At 64.4% G+C, this 21620-nt stretch carries 21 protein-coding genes; 5 read left to right on the forward strand and 16 right to left on the reverse strand.

Features of this window, described 5'->3' with window-relative positions:
* The first annotated feature begins 24 nt into the window (after nt 1-24).
* Entirely contained in the window at nt 25-1221 is a 1197-nt protein-coding gene (locus ACPPVR_RS40245) for an O-succinylhomoserine sulfhydrylase (RefSeq protein WP_426612015.1), read from the forward strand.
* Nucleotides 1222-1331: 110 nt separating this feature from the next.
* Here ACPPVR_RS40245 and ACPPVR_RS40250 read toward each other — a convergent pair whose 3' ends face one another.
* The 3 genes from ACPPVR_RS40250 to ACPPVR_RS40260 are packed head-to-tail and all read right to left on the reverse strand — an operon-like array spanning nt 1332 to nt 4384.
* Nucleotides 1332-2321, reverse strand: coding sequence for an SGNH/GDSL hydrolase family protein (locus ACPPVR_RS40250; RefSeq protein ID WP_426612016.1), 990 nt, complete (start codon nt 2319-2321; stop codon nt 1332-1334).
* Nucleotides 2322-2333: 12 nt separating this feature from the next.
* A complete protein-coding gene (locus tag ACPPVR_RS40255) occupies nt 2334-3113 on the reverse strand; it encodes an SGNH/GDSL hydrolase family protein (protein WP_426612017.1) in 780 nt (259 codons plus the stop codon).
* Nucleotides 3113-4384 (reverse strand): OpgC domain-containing protein, encoded by a 1272-nt coding sequence (locus tag ACPPVR_RS40260; protein ID WP_426612018.1) that lies wholly within the window; start codon nt 4382-4384, stop codon nt 3113-3115. The genes ACPPVR_RS40255 and ACPPVR_RS40260 overlap by 1 nt, the downstream gene beginning before the upstream one ends.
* 213 nt (nt 4385-4597) lie before the next feature.
* On the opposite strand from ACPPVR_RS40260, the gene apaG reads away from it, so the two are divergent.
* On the forward strand, nt 4598-5002 hold the full coding sequence (gene apaG, locus ACPPVR_RS40265; RefSeq protein WP_426612019.1) for a Co2+/Mg2+ efflux protein ApaG: 405 nt from the start codon (nt 4598-4600) through the stop codon (nt 5000-5002).
* 102 nt (nt 5003-5104) lie between these two features.
* On the opposite strand, the gene ACPPVR_RS40270 is transcribed toward apaG, so the two are convergent.
* From ACPPVR_RS40270 to ACPPVR_RS40280, 3 genes are all read right to left on the reverse strand, one after another.
* A complete protein-coding gene (locus ACPPVR_RS40270) occupies nt 5105-6112 on the reverse strand; it encodes an Hsp33 family molecular chaperone (protein WP_426612020.1) in 1008 nt (335 codons plus the stop codon).
* 118 nt (nt 6113-6230) lie between these two features.
* Nucleotides 6231-7154: an ornithine carbamoyltransferase gene (argF, locus tag ACPPVR_RS40275; RefSeq protein WP_426612021.1), complete on the reverse strand. Its 924-nt coding sequence runs from the start codon at nt 7152-7154 to the stop codon at nt 6231-6233.
* Nucleotides 7154-8362, reverse strand: coding sequence for an aspartate aminotransferase family protein (locus tag ACPPVR_RS40280; protein ID WP_426612022.1), 1209 nt, complete (start codon nt 8360-8362; stop codon nt 7154-7156). The genes argF and ACPPVR_RS40280 overlap by 1 nt, the downstream gene beginning before the upstream one ends.
* Before the next feature lie 462 nt (nt 8363-8824).
* Between ACPPVR_RS40280 and ACPPVR_RS40285 the strand changes: the two genes are divergently transcribed.
* Nucleotides 8825-9334 carry a GcrA family cell cycle regulator gene (locus ACPPVR_RS40285; protein WP_426612023.1) on the forward strand — a complete coding sequence of 170 codons (510 nt, stop codon included), beginning with the start codon at nt 8825-8827 and terminating at the stop codon, nt 9332-9334.
* 133 nt (nt 9335-9467) lie between these two features.
* On the opposite strand, the gene phoB is transcribed toward ACPPVR_RS40285, so the two are convergent.
* The 10 genes from phoB to ACPPVR_RS40335 form a co-directional block, all read right to left on the reverse strand.
* Complete coding sequence (phoB, locus tag ACPPVR_RS40290; protein WP_426612024.1) at nt 9468-10175, reverse strand: phosphate regulon transcriptional regulator PhoB; 708 nt, start codon at nt 10173-10175, stop codon at nt 9468-9470.
* A 22-nt stretch (nt 10176-10197) separates the two neighbouring features.
* On the reverse strand, nt 10198-10914 hold the full coding sequence (gene phoU, locus ACPPVR_RS40295; protein ID WP_426612025.1) for a phosphate signaling complex protein PhoU: 717 nt from the start codon (nt 10912-10914) through the stop codon (nt 10198-10200).
* 11 nt (nt 10915-10925) lie between these two features.
* Nucleotides 10926-11747, reverse strand: a complete 822-nt coding sequence (gene pstB / locus ACPPVR_RS40300) for a phosphate ABC transporter ATP-binding protein PstB (RefSeq protein WP_426612026.1) — start codon at nt 11745-11747, stop codon at nt 10926-10928.
* Nucleotides 11744-12589: a phosphate ABC transporter permease PstA gene (pstA, locus tag ACPPVR_RS40305; protein ID WP_426612027.1), complete on the reverse strand. Its 846-nt coding sequence runs from the start codon at nt 12587-12589 to the stop codon at nt 11744-11746. Before pstA ends, pstB begins: the two co-directional genes overlap by 4 nt.
* 4 nt (nt 12590-12593) lie before the next feature.
* Nucleotides 12594-13583 (reverse strand): phosphate ABC transporter permease subunit PstC, encoded by a 990-nt coding sequence (gene pstC / locus ACPPVR_RS40310; protein ID WP_426616285.1) that lies wholly within the window; start codon nt 13581-13583, stop codon nt 12594-12596.
* Between the two features lie 146 nt (nt 13584-13729).
* Nucleotides 13730-14743 carry a phosphate ABC transporter substrate-binding protein PstS gene (gene pstS, locus ACPPVR_RS40315; RefSeq protein WP_426612028.1) on the reverse strand — a complete coding sequence of 338 codons (1014 nt, stop codon included), beginning with the start codon at nt 14741-14743 and terminating at the stop codon, nt 13730-13732.
* 143 nt (nt 14744-14886) lie between these two features.
* Nucleotides 14887-16185 (reverse strand): ATP-binding protein, encoded by a 1299-nt coding sequence (locus ACPPVR_RS40320; RefSeq protein ID WP_426612029.1) that lies wholly within the window; start codon nt 16183-16185, stop codon nt 14887-14889.
* 74 nt (nt 16186-16259) lie between these two features.
* The gene (locus ACPPVR_RS40325) at nt 16260-17315 is read right to left on the reverse strand and encodes a lysylphosphatidylglycerol synthase domain-containing protein (protein ID WP_426612030.1); all 1056 of its coding nucleotides are present in this window, start codon (nt 17313-17315) and stop codon (nt 16260-16262) included.
* 444 nt (nt 17316-17759) lie between these two features.
* The gene (locus ACPPVR_RS40330) at nt 17760-18056 is read right to left on the reverse strand and encodes a hypothetical protein (RefSeq protein WP_426612031.1); all 297 of its coding nucleotides are present in this window, start codon (nt 18054-18056) and stop codon (nt 17760-17762) included.
* A gap of 2 nt (nt 18057-18058) precedes the next feature.
* On the reverse strand, nt 18059-19453 hold the full coding sequence (locus tag ACPPVR_RS40335; RefSeq protein ID WP_426612032.1) for an OmpA family protein: 1395 nt from the start codon (nt 19451-19453) through the stop codon (nt 18059-18061).
* Between the two features lie 164 nt (nt 19454-19617).
* On the opposite strand from ACPPVR_RS40335, the gene ACPPVR_RS40340 reads away from it, so the two are divergent.
* Together ACPPVR_RS40340 and ACPPVR_RS40345 are read left to right on the forward strand one after the other, a co-directional pair.
* Entirely contained in the window at nt 19618-20676 is a 1059-nt protein-coding gene (locus ACPPVR_RS40340) for a polysaccharide deacetylase family protein (protein ID WP_426612033.1), read from the forward strand.
* Between the two features lie 94 nt (nt 20677-20770).
* Nucleotides 20771-21571, forward strand: coding sequence for an SDR family oxidoreductase (locus ACPPVR_RS40345; protein WP_426612034.1), 801 nt, complete (start codon nt 20771-20773; stop codon nt 21569-21571).
* Nucleotides 21572-21620: the final 49 nt, after the last annotated feature.

Here is a 21620-nt window from a genome sequence, read left to right on the forward strand (position 1 = left end):
CGATGGTCACGCAGAGGAGGTCCTATGTCGAAGTCCCCGGCGTCCACCGCCCACTATCGCCCCGAAACCCGTCTGGTCCATTCCGGCACCCTGCGCTCGCAATATGGCGAGACGTCGGAGGCGCTGTTCCTGACCCAGGGCTATGTCTACAACAGCGCCGAGGAGTGCGAGGCGCGGTTCAAGGGCGAGGACCCCGGCTTCATCTATTCGCGCTATTCGAACCCGACCATCGCGATGTTCGAGCGTCGCATGATCGAGCTCGAAGGTGCCGAGGCTGCCCGCTCGGCCGCAACCGGCATGGCCGCGGTGACCACCGCGATCCTGGCGCCGCTGAAGACCGGCGACCACGTGGTGGCTTCAAAGGCGCTGTTCGGCTCGTGTCTCTACGTCATTCAGGATCTGCTGCCGCGCTACGGCATCGAGACCACATTGGTCGACGGCTTCGATCTCGACCAGTGGCAGCGCGCGCTCAAGCCGAACACCAAGACGTTCTTCCTGGAGAGCCCGACCAACCCCACGCTCGACGTACTCGACATTCCCGCGATTGCCGAGATCGCGCACAGCGGCGGCGCGCGGCTCGTCGTCGACAACGTCTTCGCGACGCCGATCTGGCAGAGCCCGCTCGCGCTCGGCGCCGATGTCGTGGTTTACTCCGCGACCAAGCACATCGACGGCCAGGGCCGCTGTCTCGGCGGCATCATCCTGTCGTCGGAAGCCTTCATCGCCGAGCACATCCACAATTTCATGCGCCAGACCGGCCCGTCGATCTCGCCGTTCAACGCCTGGGTCCTGCTCAAGGGCCTGGAGACGCTCGGCGTGCGCGTGCGCGCGCAGACGGAGACCGCGGCGCGCATCGCCGACGTGCTGGCGAGCCATCCAAAAATTTCGCGGCTGATCTATCCCGGCCGCGCCGATCATCCGCAGGCAGCGCTGGTGAAGAAGCAGATGCGCGGCGGCTCGACGCTGGTCGGCTTCGAGGTCAAGGGCGGCAAGCAGGGTGCGTTCCGCGTGCTCAACGAGCTCAAGCTCGCCAAGATTTCCAACAATCTCGGCGACGCCAAGAGCCTCGTCACGCATCCGGCCACCACGACGCATCAGCGCCTGAAGCCGGAAGACCGCGCTGCGCTGGGCATCAGCGAAGGCTTCATCCGCTTCTCGGCGGGGCTGGAGCATGTTGATGACCTGATCGAGGATCTGACCGCGGCGCTGGAGAAGGCGTGAGCGAAGATCGCGGAATCCAGGGTGGGTTAGCCGAAGGCGTAACCCACCTCTTCTGCCTCTGCGGAGATAAACAGTGGTGGGTTGCGCTTCGCTAACCCACCACTACGACATCACATCGGCCGATACGTCCGCACGTCCGCTGGCACGTTCACCCCGAGCTTGATCTGGCCGACCGAGCGGATGATGTCATCGCCCAAGAGCTGGGCGAAGCAGGCATAGCCCCAATCGTTCATGTGCAGACCGTCGGAGATCACAAAACTCTCGACCGGGATCGCCTGCTTCTCGTGCCAGTCGCGCATCACCTCGAAACGCGGGAAAATGCCGACGTGACGGAGCTCGGCGACCTTGCCGAGCAGCTTCACCATCTTGCCGGCGCTCTCGGCGCGCTGGGTGACTTGCGGCGAATATTGCGGGTCGACCAGCACGACATCGGCGTCGCCAGCGGCCTGGATGCGGGTGATGCCGTCCTCGACCATCTTAGCGGTGTCGCCGGGATCGAGGTTGCGCAGCACGGCGTTGGTGCCGACCTGCCAGATCACGAGATCCGGGTGCACGTCGATCACCTCCTTCTGGAGGCGCTTCATCATCTCGGGCGCGTCCTCGCCGCCGATGCCGGCATTGATGACGGTGATGTCGGCGGTCGGATATTTCCGGCGCAGCTGCGCGGCGAGACGGTTCGGATAGTTGAAGTCCGGCGAGCTCGCGCCATAGCCGGCGGTCGACGACGAGCCGAACGCGACGATCACGACCGGCTTGCCGGCGACGAGTTTGTTCGCGACATGCGGCAGCGAACCCATCGCCTTCGCGCCGCCCTTCGGCGACAGGCAGGGCACGCGGCTGAAGATGTCGCCGGCGGAATTGGCGACCTGCTTCACCTTGTCGATGGCACGCGAGGTGAGGCCGCGCTGCTCGGCAGCCGGCTGGCCGGCCGCTGCGGTCTGCGACGGTGATGCGGGCGCGGGATTAGCAGCCTGTTGCGGAGCCGGCGTTGCCTGCGCGGCTTGTGCGTAAGCAGGTACCTGCAGCGTCAGCACCAGCAGCGCTGCCGCTGCGGACGCAGCCAGCCATGCCGACAGGCAAAAAGGGCGGAGAGAACTCATTAACGCTAGACCTCAATTTTGCTGCTGGGCCGGTCCCAGATGGGCAGCGTCGATCACGAACTGCGCCAACGCCCGGCCAAGGCAATCATGAACTTGTTTCGCCAGCTCGGGGCCGCGGGACGGGCTGAACAGGTCGAACTGACCCTGATCATTCCATTGCCGCATCATCGCGAAACGGTCGAACAGCGGGACATCATGCTCCTGCGCCACCACCCGCATATTGTCGAGATAGGGCGGCGCCGAGATCATGGTTTCGGTACGCGGGCTGTATTGCAAATTCATCAAGACGACGTCAGCCCCCGCATTTTGCAACGCAGTAACCCCATCGGTCACCGCGCCGCGAAAATCGTCGGGATCGATGGATCGGATAGCATCCACGGTCCCGGTCTGCCAGATGACCAAAGTAGGTGCTTTTGCTTCCATCAGCTTAACAAAGGTGCCGGCGGCCTCCTCCGCGGTCTTCTTGCTCTGTATTTCTACGGAGACGTGCACCGCCTCCGTAGGCGGCAGCTTCTCCTTCAGAATGGCCTGCATCCGCGCCGGATAGGAGCTGTCCTCCGAGGCCGGAATCGTCGTCGAGCGGCTGCCGATCACCAGGATTTCAAGCGGTTTGCCGTCTTTGACGGTATCGGCGACCTTATGGAGCTGGCTCTCGGTGGTGAGCAGATAGGACGGCAATTCGCAGGCTGCGGGGGCTGCGGGGGCTACAGACGCAGCATCGCCCGCGCGCGCCAGAGGCGCGGCGAGGTTACCGCACAGCAGGATCAGGCTCAGGAGAACCTTCGCCTTCATCAGCCCCCTCCCGCCATATCGGCGTTGCCGACGGCGATTTTGGTCTTCGCACCGCTCTTGTCAGCTACGCGTTTGTACCACGAAATCACCCAGGCCACGCCCCACATGATCAGGATTCCGGAGAGACTAATCAGCGCATGCATGCCCGGGCCGGCGGAGACCTCGGCCAGGATGAAATGGCCGGCAAAGGCCAGGAAGACGCCAAGGCAGAAGATCTCCAGCGAATGCTGGCCGCACAGGATCAGCGGCCGCAGCCAGGGTGATCTCAGGCCCGGCCACTCCCGCGGCAGGAAGCGCACGGTGAGCGCGGCCAGCGCCAGGAAATGCGTGAAGCGCAGCACGTCGAGATCAGTCTTGTCGATCGGATACATCCACTGCTCGAGCCGCTTCGGCATGAAGTGCGAGAGCTGCGGCACATACCAGGTCAGCGTCACACAGAATGCGGCAACCAGATAGGCGATCGAGATCCACATCGTCACGGGCGAAGCCAGAATGCGCGACATGCGTCGCGCACCTCCGAGCGCACACCATGCACCGAACACGAAAAGCAATTGCCAGGCCAGCGGATTGAACGCCCAGAAGCCGTTCGGATAGGCCGAGAAATAGAGGTCGTATTGCCAGGTGACGGCATAGAGCAGCACCGAGAAGCCGAGCGTGACGTCGGGCTTCCACTTCATCGACCACAGGATCAAGGGCAGCGCCAGCATCAAGACGATATACAGCGGCAGCACGTCCATGTTGACGGGACGGAAGCGCAACAGCAGCGCCTGCACGATGGTGACGTCGGGCTGCTTGAGGAAATCCATGATGCCCATCTCTTCGGTGTAGAGCGGGTTCTCGAAGCTGGTCGCGACGTAGGAGATCTCGGCGAGGAAGATCGTGAACAGGAAGACGTGGGCGACATAGATCTGCCAGACCCTGCGCAGGATGCGCGCGGTGGCGATGACGACGCCGGACTCCAGCATCGCGCGGCCGTAGACGAAGGCGGCGGTGTAGCCGGAGATGAAGATGAAGATTTCGGTGGCGTCGCTGAAGCCGTAATTGCGGATCGTGAACCAGGTCAGAAGATTCGGCGGCAGATGATCGATGAAGATCAGCCACAGCGCCAGCCCGCGGAACAGATCGAGCCGCAGCTCGCGCTCGCCGATGACGGGCAGCGTGATGGCCGGCGCGGCCACACGCGCCTTCGTGTCCACGGGCCTAGCCTCCGCAGGCTTGGCACCCGCGGTTCCCGCGATCGTCGATCCCGTCACTTGATCGGCAATGGTCATCGGGGCCCTTAAAACCCTTCCGCAAATCGCGACGTATGAGGAGTGTACCGGTCCAGTCGCCGCCTCGCAAAGCGGCCGGATCACATCCAGGTGTATTTCTTGCAAGTCTATTTCTTGCAGGTGCATTCGTTGGAGGTGTACTTCCCTGTCAATTCTGGCGGGACGATGTCGCCGAAGCCGCTTGGGCGTTTGGTTCCCGGCCGGGATTTCGTTATGATGGCAGCCATGTACCGTGCCGTGACCCGCCAAATCGAAGTGACCGTCGAGCCGAACTTTGTTCCGGAGCAGTCGTCGGCCGACCGCTCGCGCTATTTCTGGTCCTACACCATCGTCATCACCAATTCCGGCGACGAGACCGTGCAACTCAAGACGCGGCACTGGATCATCACCGACGCCTCCGGCCGGCAGCAGGAGGTCAAGGGCGAAGGCGTAGTCGGCGAGCAGCCGACCTTGGCCCCCGGCGAGCGCTTCGAATACACCTCCGGCGTCCCGCTCTCGACCGCCTCCGGCTTCATGACCGGCCATTACCAGATGGTCAGCGCAAGCGGCGAACGCTTCGAGATCGACGTGCCGACGTTCTCGCTCGACAGCCCGGATAATAAGAGGGTGTTGAATTAGGGCGGACGTAGGGTGGGCAAAGGCGCGAAGCGCCGTGCCCACCACTTCAATCAACGTGCACCAAGCGGTGGGCACGCTTCGCTTTGTCCACCCTACAAGAGCTTACGCGTCTTCCACGCCCGCATCCCGCGGCGTGAACTCGTACACCGAGCTACAGAACTCGCACGTGACGACGACCTTGTCGTCCTTGACCATCGCGGCGCGGTCGTCGGGCGAAAAGCTCTTCAGCATGGCGCCGACCGCGTCGCGCGAGCAGGAGCATTGCGCTTTCAGGACCAGCGGATTGAACACGCGGACGCCGCGTTCGTGGAACAGGCGGTAGAGCAGCCGCTCTCCGGAGAGATCGGGATCGATCAGCTCGACGTCCTCGACGGTTTCGATCAGCGAGCGGGCCTCGACCCAGGCATCGTCCTCGGCGACAGCGTGCACTTCGACGCCTTCCGGCGCATCGCCGGGATGCAGATCGGCCTGCCGCGCGCGCTCCGGCGCCTTCGGCAAGAACTGCATCAGCATGCCGCCAGCGCGCCAGCGATGCTTGCCGCCGTCGCCCGAGCGCCACTCCTCGCCGACCGCGAGGCGCACGCGCGTCGGAATCTGCTCGGAGCGCAGGAAATATTCATGCGCGGCGTCTTCAAGGCTGCCGCCGTCGAGCGCGACCAGGCCCTGATAGCGGCTCATGTCGGGCCCCTGGTCGATGGTCATGGCGAGATGGCCATGGCCGAGCAACGCGCCGGAATCCTTAGCGTCGCCAAGACGCGACGCGTCGTAGCGAGCATAGGCGCGCAAGCGATCGGGCGCATTGTAGTCCACCACCAGGAACGACACCGGACCATCGGTCTGGGCCTGGAGTATGAAGCGCCCTTCGAATTTCAGCGCCGAGCCGAGCAGCGTGGTCAGCACGATGGCCTCGCCGAGCAGCTTGCCGACCGGCGCGGGATAGTCGTGCCGGGTCAGGATCTCGTCGAGCGCCGGGCCAAGCCGCACCAGCCGGCCGCGCACGTCGAGCGCGTCGACCTCGTAAGGCAGCACCGCATCATCGATCGGAACCGCGGACGGCGCGCGAACCGGGCCCTCAGGCTCGGTTTTCATGTCAGGGGATTGGGAAACCATGGCGCTTTATCTGGGGTCGGAGGGCGGAAATGGAAGGGGGCGTCGCATGCACGCACCACGCCCCAGTGTCGTCCGGGCTAAAGCCAGGACGACGAGGAATACCTACGTGACCGCGCCGTTACTTCACCGCGTCGAAGCACCAGGCCAGAATGCCCTTCTGCGCGTGCAGGCGGTTTTCGGCCTCGTCGAACACGACCGATTGCGGGCCGTCGATCACCTCGTCGGTGACCTCCTCGCCGCGATGGGCGGGCAGGCAATGCATGAAGAGCGCGTCGGGTTTGGCCAATGACATCAGCTTGGCATTGACCTGATAGGGCTTGAGCACGTTGTGGCGGTGCTCGCCCTCCTTGTCGCCCATCGACACCCAGGTGTCGGTGACGACGCAGTCGGCGCCGCGCACGGCGGCCTCCGCATCGGTGCCGAGCACGATCGGCGCGCCGGTGGCCTTGATGAAGTCACGCATCGCCTTCTTCGGCGCGAGCTCCGGCGGGGTGGCGACATTGAGCTGGAATTTGAAGCGTTCGGCCGCATGGGCCCAGGACGCCAGCACATTGTTGTCGTCGCCGGTCCAGGCCACGGTCTTGCCTTCGATCGGGCCGCGATGCTCCTGATAGGTCAGGAGGTCGGCCATCACCTGGCAGGGGTGCGAGCGCCGCGTCAGGCCGTTGATGACGGGCACGGTCGCGTTCGCCGCAAGCTCCAGCAGCGCCTCGTGATTGAGGATGCGGATCATGATGGCGTCGACATAGCGCGACAGCACGCGCGCGGTATCGGCGATGGTCTCGCCGCGTCCGAGCTGCATTTCCGCACCGGTGAGCATGATCGGCTCGCCGCCGAGCTGACGCATGGCGACGTCGAACGAGACGCGCGTGCGGGTCGAGGGGCGCTCAAAGATCATCGCCAGCGTCTTGCCTTCGAGCGGCCTGACCGGCTGATGCGCCTTCTGCTTCGCCTTCATGGCGGAGGAGGCGTCGAGCATGCTCTTGAGCTCCGACAACGGGAGCTCGTTGATATCGAGGAAATGTTTTGGCGTCTTGCTCATCAGCTTGCCGCCCGCTTGGTCTGACTGGCAGAAATCGCGGAGCAGGCCCGTTCGAGCCGCGCCACGCCGTCCTCGATCTCCGCTTCGGTGACGATCAAGGGCGGCAGGAAGCGCACGACATTGTCGCCGGCGCCGACGGTGAGCAGTTTTTCGTCGCGCAGCGCGGCGACGAGATCGCCCGACGGCACCACGGCCTTGATACCGATCAGAAGCCCCTCGCCGCGCACTTCGCTGACGATGTCGGGATGACGATCGATCACGGAGGCGAGCTTCTGCTTGAGCAGCAGCGACATCCTCTGCACGTGGTCGAAGAAGCCGGGCTTGAGCATGACGTCGAGCACGGCGTTCGCGGCAGAGACTGCCAGCGGATTGCCGCCGAAGGTCGAGCCGTGCGAGCCGGGCGTCATGCCGGAGGCCGCTTCCGCGGTCGCAAGGCAAGCGCCGATCGGGAAGCCGCCGCCGAGCGCCTTGGCCAGCGACATCACGTCGGGCGTGATGCCGAAACGGCGATGCGCGAACAGATCACCGGTGCGGCCCATGCCGGTCTGCACCTCGTCGAAGGCGAGCAGCAGGCCCTTCTCGTCGCAAAGCTGGCGCAGCGCGCGATAGAACGCCGGCGGCGCCGAGCGCACGCCACCCTCGCCCTGGAGCGGCTCGATCAGGATGCCGGCGGTCTGCGGGCCGATCGCCTTCTTCACGGCGTCCAGATCGCCATGTGCAACCTGGTCAAAGCCGTCCATCGGCGGACCGAAACCTTCGAGATATTTTGCAGATCCCGTCGCAGCCAGCGTTGCGAGCGTGCGGCCATGGAAGGCGCCCTCGAACGTGATCATGCGATAGCGCTCGGGATGGCCCTTGGCTGCGTGATGGTGGCGGACGAGTTTGATCACGCATTCCAGCGCCTCGGCGCCGGAATTGCAGAAGAACACGAAGTCCGCAAAGCTCTCGTTGCAAAGGCGCGCCGCGAGCTTCTCGCCGTCCGGGCTCTGGAACAGGTTCGACATGTGCCAGAGCTTGGTGGCCTGCTCCTGCAACGCCTTGACCAGCGCGGGATGGGCATGGCCGAGCGCATTCACCGCCACGCCAGAGGTGAAATCGAGATAGCGATCGCCATTGGTCGCAATCAGCCAAGAGCCCTCGCCGCGCTCAAAACCGATGTCGGCCCTGGCGAATACGGGGAGCAAATGCGGCGCGGCGCTGTTGGTCATGACGGTCTCTTTGGCGGTCGCCTGGATGTTTCGGACGGCCTGAACGTGCGTTGCGCAGCGCGTCATTGGTCCGGAAAACGAAACGTGCCGCCTTTTAAGGGCGGCACGCGTCACCATCTTATGCTTGGTACCACGGGTGTCAATGCCGCCCGGAAAGCCCCGCGAAATGCTGAATCCGTAGTCTTGCGGTGCCGAATTTGCGGGTTTTCACCACGGAACATGTGGACGCGAGTCGGCGGACTCTTGCGCGGGAGTCACGCCATATTGTAGCGTTTGGCTTGTCAGATACGACATCTCGTGCAGCGGTTCTGATCCTCTAAGTCCTCATGTACCGGCGTAAACGTTCGGGAGCGCTTCTGCGCCCGGCGAACTTCAAGGGATTCTGGCGGCACGGGTTTTTCGAGACTTAGGCATTCGCAGCGCAGCCCCAGCAAGGCGGCTCGTAGCGAGGGAAAGGGCGCAATGACGGTTTTGACATGGTCGGACGATCGCGTCGAGCAGTTGAAAAAGCTTTGGGAGGCCGGACTTTCGGCCAGCCAGATCGCAGCTGAACTCGGCAATGTGACCCGCAATGCCGTGATCGGCAAGGTGCACCGGCTGGGCCTGTCCGGCCGTGCCAAGAGCCCGTCGTCGGCAGCTCCGCGGCCACGCAAGGCGCGTCCCGCGCAGCACATGATGCGGGTGACCCGGCCGATTGCGCGCGGCAACACCGCGCTTGCGCAGGCCTTCGAGGTCGAGGCTGAGCCGGATCCGGTCACCTACGACAACGTGGTGCCGATGAGCCAGCGGCTGTCGCTGCTCGAATTGAACGAGGCGACCTGCCACTGGCCGGTCGGCGATCCCTCGAGTCCGGACTTCTTCTTCTGCGGCGGCAGGGCGCTCTCGGGCCTGCCCTATTGCGCCCAACACTCGCGCGTCGCGTACCAGCCGGCGTCAGATCGCCGCCGCGCGCCGGTGAAGCCGTCACGGTGAGTTAGTCTGCTTCCAAGGTTTCGCCGTCCAAGCGACGGCGGTTCGACAAATTCAGTGTCGTCCCGGCCTAGTGCGTAATAGGCCTGGACGACATCGGAGATGGTAGCGGCAGTCAGCAACTAACCACAGAACCCTACGCCTGCTCCGCCTTCGCAAACCGATCATCCAGCGCATAGCCGGCGCCACGGACGGTGCGGATCGGGTCCTGCTCGCGACCGAGATTGAGCAGCTTGCGCAGGCGACCGATATGCACGTCGACGGTGCGCTCGTCGATGTAGATATCGCGGCCCCAGACGCTGTCGAGCAGCTGCTCGCGCGAGAACACGCGGCCGGGATGCTCCAGGAAAAACTCCAGCAGGCGATACTCGGTCGGGCCGAGATCGATCGGCCGGCCCGAGCGCGCCACGCGGCGCTTGTCACGGTCGAGTTCGATGTCGCCAAACGCCAGCACGGTGGCGAGCCGCTCCGGGCTTGCGCGCCTGAGCAGGCCCTTTACGCGGGCGAGCAGCTCAGGGACCGAGAACGGCTTGACGATGTAATCGTCGGCGCCGGTCGCCAATCCCCGCACTCGCTCACTCTCCTCACCGCGCGCGGTGAGCATGATGATCGGGAGCTGCTTGGTATCGGACCGCGCGCGCAGCCGCCGGCACAGCTCGATGCCGGATAGCCCCGGCAGCATCCAGTCGAGCACGATCAAATCGGGGATGTGCTCCTTGAGACGGGTATCGGCGTCGTCGCCGCGCATCACCGTCTCGACGTCATAGCCGTCGCCTTCGAGGTTGTAGCGGAGAAGCTCGGTCAGAGCTTCCTCGTCCTCAACCACCATAATGCGTGCGCCCATGGGGTCGTCGCTCCTTAATTATTCAAGTATTCGGGAGGGTCGTGGCGAAGGTCGTCATGTCGCCCTTCGGCCGCTTGTCGGTCATGGCCTGACCTTCGATCATATAGAACACGGTCTCGGCGATGTTGGTGGCGTGATCGCCGATCCGCTCGATGTTCTTGGCGCAGAACATCAGATGGATGCAGAACGAGATGTTGCGCGGATCCTCCATCATGTAGGTGAGGAGCTCGCGGAACAGCGAGGTGCAGATGGCGTCGACTTCCTCGTCGCCCTTCCACACCGCCATCGCCGCCGGCAGATCATGCGCGGCATATGCGTCCAGCACCGATTTGACCTGCTGCTGCACCAGGTCGGTCATGTGCTCGAGGCCGCGGAACAGCTTGAGCGGATGGAAATCGGTCTCCAGCGCCGCGACGCGCTTGCCCATGTTCTTGGCGAGGTCGCCGATGCGCTCGAGATCGGTCGCGACGCGCATGGCGCCGACGATCTCGCGCAGATCGACCGCCATCGGCTGGCGGCGAGCGATGGTGAGCACGGCGCGCTCCTCGATGCGCTTCTGGAGCGCGTCGAGCTCGACGTCGGTGGCGACGACGCGCTGGCCGAGCGCGACGTCGCGGCGGATCAGCGCGTCGACGGAATCGACGATCATGCGCTCGGCAATCCCGCCCATCTCGGCGACCAGGCGGGTAAGTTCCTGGAGGTCGGTGTCGAAGGCCTTTGCGGTATGTTCAGAACCCATGTCCCGTCTCCTCAGCCGAACCGGCCGGTGATGTAATCCTGCGTGCGCCGATCGGTCGGCGACGTGAAGATCTTGCTGGTGTCGTCGAACTCGATCAGCTCGCCGAGATACATGAAGGCGGTCTTGTCGGAAACGCGGGCCGCCTGCTGCATGTTGTGGGTAACGATCGCAATCGTGTAACTCTCGGACAGTTCCTGGATCAGCTCCTCGACCTTGGCGGTCGAGATCGGGTCGAGCGCCGAGCAGGGCTCGTCGAACAGGATCACCTCGGGCCGCACCGCGACGGTGCGGGCGATGCAGAGGCGCTGCTGCTGGCCGCCGGACAGCGAGAGGCCGGAGGCGTTGAGCTTGTCCTTGACCTCGTTCCACAGCGCGCCGCCGCGCAGCGCCTTCTCGACGCGGTCGTCCATCTCGGACTTCGAGATCTTTTCGTAAAGGCGGATGCCGAAGGCGATGTTCTCGTAGATCGTCATCGGGAACGGGGTCGGCTTCTGGAACACCATGCCGACGCGGGCGCGCAGCAGATTGAGGTCGAGCTTGCCGTCGAGGATGTTGGTCTGGTCGAGCATGAGCTGACCGGTGGCGCGCTGGCCGGGATAGAGATCGTACATCCGGTTGAAGATGCGCAGCAGGGTCGACTTGCCGCAGCCCGACGGGCCGATGAACGCCGTGACGCGGTTGGCGCCGAGCGTCAGGTTGATGTTCTTCAGCGCGTGGTGCTCGCCGTAATAGAAGTTGAGATTGCGCACGGTCACCTTGGGGGGCGCCTCGGGCAGCACCGGCGCGTGGGGCAGGCCGCCGGCCGCGCTCATCGATACGGAAAGATCACTCATTTTGCGGTCCTCTCGGCGCCAAGGATGCGCGCACCAATATTCAGGGCAAGAACGGTCAGGGTGATGAGCAGCGCCCCGCTCCAGGCCAGCTGCTTCCAGTAGGCGTAGGGGCTCTGCACGAAGTTGTTGATGGTGACCGGCAGGTTCGCCATCGTCTTGTTCAGGCTCAGGCTGAAGAACTGGTTCGACAGCGCGGTGAACAGCAGCGGCGCGGTCTCGCCGGCGACGCGGGCGGTGGCGAGCAGCACGCCGGTGATGAGACCGGAACGGGCAGAACGATAAGCGATCCGCTTGATCACCAGCGAGCGCGGCAGGCCGAGCGCGGAGGCCGCCTCACGCAGTGCGTTCGGCACCAGAAGCAGCATGTCCTCGGTCGTGCGCAGCACCACCGGGATCACGATGACGGCGAGCGCGAGACAGCCGGCGAGCGCCGAGAAGCCGCGCATCGGCACCACCACCGCGCCATAGATGAACAGGCCGATGATGATCGAGGGCGCCGAGAGCAGGATGTCGTTGATGAAGCGGATTACGGACGTCAGCCTGTCGTTGCGGCCGTATTCGGCGAGATAGGTGCCGGCGAACATGCCGAGCGGCGCGCCGATACCGACGCCGAGCACGGTCATGATCACGGAGCCGACAATGGCGTTGAGCAGGCCGCCCTCGTTCGATCCGGGTGGCGGCGTATTCTCGGTAAAGAGCTGGAAGTTGAGTCCGGCGAGGCCATTGTAGAGCAGCGTGATCAGGATCAGCGCAAGCCAGGTGACACCAAAGGCGGTTGCGGCGATGCAGAGCCCGCGAATGACGACGTCCTTGCGGCGGCGGCGTGAATAGATCGGGTTCATGGCTTCAGTTCCCCGCCTTCTTTTCCAGCCGCATCAGCATCAGCCGCGCTCCGGCCAGCACGAAGAACGTCAGCACGAACAGGAGCAGGCCGAGCAGGATCAGGCCGGACTGGTGCAGGCCGTCGCTCTCGGCGAATTCGGAGGCGATCGCTGCCGAGATCGTGGTGCCCGGCGCGAAGATCGAGGACGAGATGCGGAACGAGTTACCGATGATGAAGGTCACCGCCATGGTCTCGCCGAGCGCGCGGCCCAGCGCCAGCATGACGCCGCCGATGACGCCGACGCGGGTGTAGGGGATCACCACGCTGCGGATGACCTCCCAGGTGGTGCAGCCGACGCCGTAGGCAGCCTCTTTCAGCACCGGCGGCACGGTCTTGAACACGTCGACCGAGATCGAGGTGATGAAGGGCAGCACCATGATGGCGAGGATCAGAGCGGCGTTGAACAGGCTGAGATAGGACGGCGGGCCGGCGAAGATCGCGCCCAGCACGGGGATGCCGTCGAATATCTTGATCATGAAGGGCTGGAAAGTGTTTGCCAGGAACGGGCCCAGCACAAAGAAGCCCCACATGCCGTAGATGATCGAGGGGATGCCGGCGAGCAGCTCGATCGCCATGCCGATCGGGCGACGCAGCCATTGCGGGCAGAGCTCGGTGAGGAAGATCGCAATGCCGAGACCAACGGGAATGGCGATCAGCATCGCGATGAAGGAGGTGACGAGCGTGCCGTACATCGGTCCGAGCGCGCCGAGCACGGGCGGATCGGCCGACGGCGCCCAGCGCTGCGTCCACAGGAACGCGAAGCCATATTCCTTCATCGCCGGGAAGGCGCCGACGATCAGCGACAGGATGATGCCGCCGAGGATGAGGAGCACCGATATCGCGCTGAGCCGCGTGATCCAGTAGAAGGTGACGTCGCCGAGCCTGAATGCGCTCAAGGCCTTGGCGCGATCATATGGTCCGGCGTCGTCGACGATATCGCTCTGAACGGCCATCTCTGCCACGCCGATCCCCTGTACCAAATTATATACGCTTGTTGCCGGTCTCGCGCCCCGGATGCAGCGCGACACTGATCCGGGGCCGAAGTCGCGTGGGTCGCGGCGCGCCCTTGCAGGCCGCGCCGCGCCTTGAGAGCAGGAGCTTAGCTCTTGATCTCGGCAGCCCAGGTCTTCTCGATCAAGGTCACGACGCCCTCGGGCATCGGGATGTAGTCGAGCTCTTCAGCCGCCTTGCCGCCGTTCTTGAAGGCCCAGCGGAAGAACTTGATGGCTTCCTGCGAGGACGCCTTGTCGGTGGCATCCTTGTGCATGAGGATGAAGGTCGCCGCCGTGATCGGCCAGGACTTGTCGCCGGGCTGGTCTGTCAGGATGACGTAGTAGCCCGGAGCCTTGGCCCAATCGGCGTTGGAGGCGGCTGCCTGGAAGGCTTCGACCGTCGGCTGCACCGTCTTGCCGGCCTTGTTGACGAGACCGGTATAGGTCAGCTTGTTCTGCTTGGCGTAGGCGTACTCGACATAACCGATCGAGTTCTTGGTCTGGCTGATGTTGCCGGAGACGCCTTCGTTGCCCTTGGCGCCGACGCCGACCGGCCACTCGACCGCCGTGCCTTCACCGATCTTGCTCTTCCAGTCCGCGCTGGACTTGGCGAGATAGTTCGTGAAGTTGAAGGTGGTGCCCGAACCGTCGGAGCGGCGGACCACGGTGATCGCATCGGACGGCAGCTTCACGTTCGGATTGAGCTTCTTGATGGCCGGATCATCCCACTTGGTGATCTTGCCGAGATAGACGCTCGCCAGCGTCTCGCCGTCGAACACCAGCTCGCCGGCCTTCACGCCCTCGATGTTGACGACGGGAACGATGGCGCCCATCACCATCGGCCACTGCGCAAGACCGTCCTTCTCGAGCTGATCGGCCTTGAGCGGCGCGTCGGTCGCGCCGAAGGTCACGGTCTTGGCCTGGATCTGCTTGATGCCGCCGCCGGAACCGATTGACTGGTAGTTCAGACCGTTGCCGGTCTCCTTCTTGTAGGCGTCAGCCCATTTGGAATAGATCGGGAACGGGAACGTCGCACCGGCACCGGTGATATCGGCAGCAAAGGCCGCCGTCGTCGATGCGGCGACCAAGCCAGCAGCGACGATAGTTTTGATGAAATTCATGCTGGTCTCCATACAGGGGAGCGAAGCGCATTCGCGCCCGATCGCGCTCCCCGTGCCGCCCCTTTAGGAGCGGTCGGCTGTGCTTTTACGAAGGTTTAGTGACAGTCGGATGACAGGCTTAAGCTACTGAAATCGCAACAATTTCAAGCGGGAGTCAGTGGCCTCGCCTGGGGAAAACAGGCGGTGAAAGTGGCGCCCTGTTTGGGCACGCTTTCGATCAAAAGCCGGCCGCGATGGCGGTTAAGAATATGTTTCACCAGCGATAATCCGAGCCCAGTCCCGCCCTGCGAGCGGCTGTCGCCGACGTCAACCCGGTAGAAGCGCTCGGTCAGCCGCGGCAAATGCTCCGGCGCGATGCCGGGGCCGAAATCGCGCACCAGGACGCGGATTTCCTGAGTTCCATCAGTCGCCGGGGCCGTGGTCAGCGACACGATGACGCGTCCACCGGAGGCGCCATATTTGAGGGCGTTCTCGATCAGGTTCTCGAACAGGCGGAGCAGTTCCTCGCGGTCGCCGGCGATCATCACCGGCGCTTCCGGCAAATGGGTCTCGACCTCGACCTGGCGTTCCCGCGCCAGGGGCTCGAGCCCGTCGGCGACCTGGAAGATAATCGGCAGTAGATCGACCAGGGTATCGGGCCGCACATGGGCCGACAGTTCCACCCGCGACAGCGACAGCAAATCGTCGATCAGGCGCGCCATGCGGGTGGCCTGATTGTGCATGATGCCGAGGAAGCGCTCGCGCGCCTTGGGATCTTCCTTGGCCTGGCCCTGGAGCGTATCGATGAAGCCCGACAGCGCAGCGAGCGGCGTACGCAATTCGTGGCTGGCATTGGCGACGAAGTCGGCGCGCATCTCCTCGACCCGGCGCAGCGGCGTCTGGTCATGAAAGGTCATCAGCATGCATTTGTCGGCGCCGCCGAAGGAAGTCGGTACCGGCACCGGCGTGATGGTCAGCTCCATCCAGCGGTCCACCGGCACATGGTCGAGATAGGTCGTGCGCCGCGGCTCGGTGGTCGCAATCGACTCGCGCAGCGCCGTGATGATTTCCGGCGAGCGCAGCGCGAACTGGGCGAGTTCGTTCCTGCGCAGCGCCGGCGCGAGTTGCGCGGCAGCGGCATTGAGATGGATGACGCGGCCGGCGCGGTCGAGCAGCACGGCCGGATCCGGCATGCCGGCGACGACCGCGGCCACTGCCGCGCTCTCGACCGGATTGACGCGGCGGGTGTCCTCGCGCGAGGCAGCGGTATCATGCAGCCGCCAGGGGATGAGCGCCGCGGCCGCGATGCAGAGGAAGACCGTCGCCGCCCGCACGACCGACAATTCGCCGAGCGAAACCACCACCGACAGCGCCAGCGCCGCGGCGATCAGGATGATGGTCGAGTGCCGCAGCCGGTCGGACCAGGGCTGGGCGGAGGGAGAAGATGGGGCGTCGATCGCCATCGGGGCGGGCTTCTCCTAGAGGCTTAACCCAAAGACTTGTCCCAAAGACTTGTCCTAAGACTAACTTGCGCCGGTCAGGCGCCGCTGTCGCTGCGCTCTCTGACATAGGCGGCTTCACGCGCCGGGCCTGGATCCAGCTTGAGCGCCGCCTGTTGCAAGCGTTTCGATCGGGCGCCGATGATAACTTCGCGAAACGTCAGCAAGATTACAGATATGACGAAGGGGGAAAGATAATAGAGGACCCGGAACAGCAGCATGCCGCCCAGCAGTTCCTCCCGGTCCATCTGCCAGAGGCCGACCAGCATGGCGGCGTCGAACACCCCGAGCCCGCCGGGCGAATGGCTGGCGAAGCCGAGCAGCGTCGCCGAGACGAAGATGACCGCGACCACGACGAAGCCGAGATTGGGCTCGTCGGGGACCAGCACGTACATGGCCAGCGCACAGAAGCCGAGATCGATGATGCCGATCGCGATCTGGAGCAGCGTCAGCGGGCCGCCCGGCAGCACCACGGTCCAGGGGCCGCGTCCGACCACCCGCGGCTGGGTCCAGACCCAGACCACATAGGCGACCAGCCCCACGATGATCATCATCGCGATGGTCCGGTTCAGCCAGGGCGGAAGCTGGTCGATCGCGGAGGCCGCCTCAGGATGGTAGGAGATGCCAAGGCCCAGCACGGCGGCGTTGCCAAGCCAGAAGGTCAGGCCGGCGAGGAAGCAGATCTTGGCGACGTCGATTGCGTTCAGGCCGTGGGCGGAGTAGATGCGGTAGCGCACCGCGCCACCGGTGAAGACGCTGGCACCGACATTGTGGCCGATCGAATAGCTGGTGAAGGCCGCGAGCGCATTGATGCGGTAGGGCACATGGGCATGGCCAATCGCGCGCACAGCGAACAAATCGTAGAAGGTCAGCGTGAAATAGCCTGCGGCCACGAACAGCGCCGCCATCGCAATCTGGCGCGGCTCGGTGCTCTTGATCGCTTCGATCACCTCGTTGGCGTCGATGCCACGCAGCATGTGATAGAGCACATAGCAAGCGACACCGATGACCGCGACGCTGATCACAACTCCAAGCTTATGCAGGATTTGCTTCTGGCGCAGAAACGACATCGCCCTGCGTATGGCTTCCAGCATCTAGACCTCGAACAACGCTTCAACGGCCACGGTGGCCAGCGAACAGGCGGACGACGCACAGGCACTCAACGAACCCTCGCTGCCGGCTCCGGCATCGCGCATGCCCCCCACCCCTCCACTAGCGCGTTTTGCGGCGGAGTGGAATTCGCCAATGTGAACAAAATCACGTGCCTTCAGTATTTTAGGCAGGCTTGCAGGCTCAGGATGCACGGTTTGGCGCTTTCGGCGGCAAGGCTGACGCGAATCTCCACGGCAATCTGCGCAAGGGCCATGAAGTTTTGATGATTTCGGCCGCACAATGTTCCGTCACGCCTTAAGTCGAAATCAATCTATGGGCCGCGACCGCCTGTTGAAAGAGGGGGGCGGTCGGATCGTTCCTGACGGATTTTCCGATTTGCTGAGGGGCGCGGCGCCCTGGGCCGTCCCGAGCGAGGTACAGAGACTTCAGGCCGCCGGCTGGTTGCGCGAGACCACCCGGTCACGCAGCCAGGCGCCGACCGTGCAGCCGACGAGGTAGCAGGCGAACATGAGCAGGCCGAGGTCGAGCCAGTAGCCGAACCGGCCGGGGACGACGTGCGCGAACGATGCCCCGACCAGGCCTGCGACCAGCACGGCCAGCCAGCGCGCCGTCACCTTCGAGGTGCCGTTGCCGCGCTGGACCACCGAGATCCAACCCATGCAAAAGCCCAGCAGCAGCGAGCCGATCAGCCAGCCCATATGGAACGAGACGAGATAGGGCATCGTCACCTCACCAGAAATTCGATGCGGCGGTTCTGCGCCTTGCCATCGTCGGTGTCGTTGCCGGCGACGGGCTGCGTGCTGCCATAGCCGACCGCGGTGAAGCGGTTGGCGGGGAGGCCGGCCCTGACCAGATAATCAATCACCGCCTGCGCACGCTTCTCGGAGAGCGCCTGGTTGAAGGCGTCCTCGCCGTCGGAATCGGTGTGGCCGGCGACCTCGATATTGGTGGTAGGGCAGCGCAGCGCCGTCTCGATCAGATGATCGAGAATGCCGGCGGAGTCGGGATCGATGTCGGCGCGCTTGGACTCGAAGCGGATCTTGCCCTTTGCCAGCAGCTCCGAAAACAATTGCTGGCAGACGGTGCCGTCGACCGGGCCTGCCGCAGGCTTCACGGTGATTTCAGGCTTGTAGTGCCAGGCTTTTGGAAAGTCCTTGCCGAGGCCTGCGCGGATGTCGTTCGCCGCGCCTTCATACAGCGCATCGCCCGACAGCTTCACCTCTCGATCGGACACGACGAGCGTGCCGGTCGACAGCCGCGACAGCGCGCCGAGCGCTGCGACCACGGCGGTGTTGAACGAGCCGGGCGCGCCCACGCTGGCCTTGAGATTGTCGACGACCTTCTCGTTGAAGAACTTTCGCGACGCCCCGGTCGCGATGGTGGCGTGGACATTGTTGTCGGGCACGTAGCCGGTCAGCGTCACGGTGGCTGCGACCGGATCCTTATAGGCCTGGAAGATGTAGGGCGGCGCCTTGATCTCGTTGGCGGCGATCGAGAAGCCCTCGGGCAGGTTCTTGAGCGCAGCCGCGATCGCCTCGCGGCCCCCGATATCGCGCGCCATGCCCGACAGATTGACCTTGGTGTCCGAGATCGTGATCTTGCCGTCCTTCAGCTTGCCGATCTGGTCGAGCAGCAGCATGGCGGCGGCCTCGAAGCGCGGCGGCGCACCGCGCGCTAGGCCCATCTGATCGGCCACCTCGACACCACCGACATCCTTGCGCGCCGCTTCCGTCAGGCGGGCCTTCATCGACGGCAAGGGCGCGGAACCCGACAGCGTCACCCGCACGACGTCACGCTCGGCGTTCCAGACGAAGGGCTTGGCCTCGGCAACCAGGCGGGTCGCGTCGTCGACCAGACGCACGCCGGGAACATTCTCGACCGCCATGACCGCATCCCGGCGCCCCTCCTCGGAGAAGGCGTCCGCGGCCAGACTGACGTCGCGGCCGTCGACCGCGATCCGGGTCTTGTCCAGAACGGTGTCCTTGAGCGCTGCGGAACTGCGGGCGGACAGGTCGGCCTCGACCGGTAAGGTGTTATTCCAGGCCGCAAATCCCCACATGACGGCCAGGGGGATCAACCCCAGCCACCATTTGCTGGCCCACCTGAATAGCTTCTGCATTCGACGACCCGAACTCTGGAACCGGAGACAAAACAAACCCTTGGCGGGCTGTCAAACCGGAAATGACGCCCCTCTGAGGGCCATGTGTGCGCAATTGGAATAACTTTTTCTTCAAGGGTGTCACCCTAAGTTGGGGGCGGAATGCCGGGGGCGGCCAGGCGGTCATGAAGCAACTGCGTAACAACGTCATCCGCGCCGGGCTGGGAGCACTCTATTTCAGCGGGGCGCACCACCTCTTGCGCCCGCTTCTGTCGGGCGTCGGCGCCATTTTCATGCTGCATCACGTGCGGCCGGCCCGTGAGGGCGCGTTCCAGCCGAACCGGCATCTTGAGGTCACCCCCGACTTCCTGCGTGCGACCCTGAGCCATTTGCGCTCGCGCGAGATCGACATCGTCAGCATGGACGAGCTGCACGAACGGCTGGTGCAAGGCCGGTTCGACCGCCGCTTGGCGGCCTTCACCCTCGACGACGGCTACCGCGACAATCGGGACCATGCCCTGCCGGTGCTGCGCGAATTTGACGCGCCTGCGACCGTCTATGTCGCCAGCGATTTCGCCGAAGGCACCGGACGGCTGTGGTGGGCCGCGCTGGAGGCGGTGATCGCCAGGACCGAGCAGGTCGACGTGCAGATCGGCAATTCGGCACTACAGCTCGATGCAGCCACACCGGCCGCAAAGCAGGCGGCATTCGACCGCCTGCACGATTGGCTGCGCGCGCTGCCGGGCGAGCACGATCTTACTCGCGAGATCGAGGCGCTCAGCGCCAGATACGGCGTCGACATGGCGGCGCTGTGCCGCAGTCTCTGCCTGTCCTGGGACGAGGTGAAACAGCTCTCCGCCGATCCGCTGGTCACAATCGGCGCCCACACCATCAGCCATTGCAACCTTGCCAGGCAGAGCGAGGAGATCGCCGCGCAGGAGATGGCCGCGAGCCGCGTGCGGATCGAGCACGCGCTGGAGCGCCCGGTGCTGCACTTCGCCTACCCCTATGGCGACCGCGAAGCGGCGGGGATGCGCGAATTCGCGCTGGCCGCATCCGCCGGCTTCAAGACCGCGGTGACGACACGGCCCGGCATGTTGTTTGCAGAGAACGCCGGCCACATGACCGCACTGCCGCGCGTCTCACTCAACGGCAACTACCAGGACGCGCGGATTCTGCCGGTGCTGACCTCGGGCGCCGCGACCGCGGTGTGGAACGGCTTCCGCAGGTTTGCTGCGGCGTAAGCCTCCGCTGTCGTCCTGGCGAACGCCAGGACGACGATACGATTGACTCCCCTCCCCGCTCCGCTCAAAACGTCGCCAAACCAAGGGAGGCACCATGTTCAAGGATCTGTTTTCGCTCAAAGGCCGCGTCGCGCTCGTGACCGGCGGTTCGCGCGGCATCGGCAAGATGATCGCGGCAGGATTCCTCGCACAAGGGGCGGCGAAGGTCTACATCACCGCGCGCAAGGCCGGACCTTGCGAAGCCACGGCGAAAGAGCTGTCCGCCCAATATGACGGCGAATGCATCGCGCTGCCGATCGACATCTCGACCGTCGAAGGCTGCGACAAGCTCGCCGGCGAAATCATCAAACTGGAGCCGAAGCTCGATATCCTCGTCAACAATGCGGGCGCTGCCTGGGGTGCCGAGTTCGACGAATTCCCGGAGAGCGGCTGGGACAAGGTGATGGACCTCAACGTCAAGTCGCTGTTCTTCCTGACCAAGGCGCTGGCGAAACCGCTGCGCGCGGCGGCTTCGCACGAGCGGCCCGCCAAGGTCATCAACATCGCCTCGGTCGACGGCATCTTCGTCAATCCGGGCGAGACCTATTCCTACGCCGCCAGCAAAGCCGCGGTGATCCATCTGACGCGGCGCATGGCGACGAAACTGATCAAGGACAACATCAACGTCACCGCGATTGCGCCGGGCGCGTTCAAATCCGACATGAACCGGGCCGCGCGCGACCATTCGGACGACGTTGCCAAGCGCATTCCGGCGCGGCGGATCGGAACCGACGAGGACATGGCGGGCGTGGCGATCTATCTCGCCTCGCGTGCGGGCGATTACGTGGTCGGCAACACCATCGCGGTGGATGGCGGCGTGGTGTACGCCAATGCGGGGCTTGAGATCGCGGGGTAAGTACGCGCTGTTTGCCGCGCGGACGGTGCGCTCCCTCGCCCCGCCCTTG

The organism is Bradyrhizobium sp. McL0616 (genome assembly GCF_049993385.1).
Taxonomy (GTDB): domain Bacteria; phylum Pseudomonadota; class Alphaproteobacteria; order Rhizobiales; family Xanthobacteraceae; genus Bradyrhizobium.